Origin of the sequence: Staphylococcus sp. GDY8P57P, from assembly GCF_017892585.1 — a bacterium.
Classification (GTDB): domain Bacteria; phylum Bacillota; class Bacilli; order Staphylococcales; family Staphylococcaceae; genus Staphylococcus; species Staphylococcus borealis.
Genome location: NZ_JAESLK010000166.1, coordinates 1 through 626 on the forward strand (window position 1 = coordinate 1; position 626 = coordinate 626).

General features: G+C 34.5%; 1 protein-coding gene. It reads left to right on the plus strand.

Translation table 11 applies throughout. The features are described from left to right. Positions 1-157: 157 nt before the first annotated feature. The coding region (locus KA878_RS14150; RefSeq protein ID WP_210142280.1) for an amidohydrolase family protein at positions 158-626 on the plus strand (469 nt) is incomplete at its 3' end.

The window sequence follows — 626 nt, forward strand, 5'->3', positions numbered from 1 at the left end:
CGTCTCATGTCATGAGTGCGATTTCTGGCTTTTTTTGTTTTATGAATTTTAGGATTAAAAACTTTTGAATATAATATTGACACTTGATTTGGTAAAATGTGAATAAAGACTGCAATAAAGATGCATAGAGTAAATAAACTTAAAGAAGGTTGAAAAAATGAGCGAATATGTTATTGAAAATGGACGGATTTATACTGAGACAGAGACAATAGAGCGAGGCTACCTCGTTATTAACAATGAGAAAATAACTGAAATTAAATCGGGAGACTATCACGGAGATTTAACAACAATTGATGCGCAAGGACAACATATTATACCTGGATTTATAGATATTCATATGCATGGTGGATATGGGGAAGATGCTATGGATGCTTCTTATGATGGGTTGAAACATTTATCTGAATCACTATTGTCAGAAGGAACTACGAGTTATCTAGCGACGACAATGACGCAATCTGATGAAAACATCACGAAAGCATTAGAAAATATAGTGAATTACCAAAAAGCGCAAGATCAATACAATGCAGCAACTATTGTCGGTGTACATTTAGAAGGACCGTTTATATCTGAACATAAAGTAGGCGCACAAAATCCAGCTTATGTTCAAAGACCTACTGTCGCAAAAG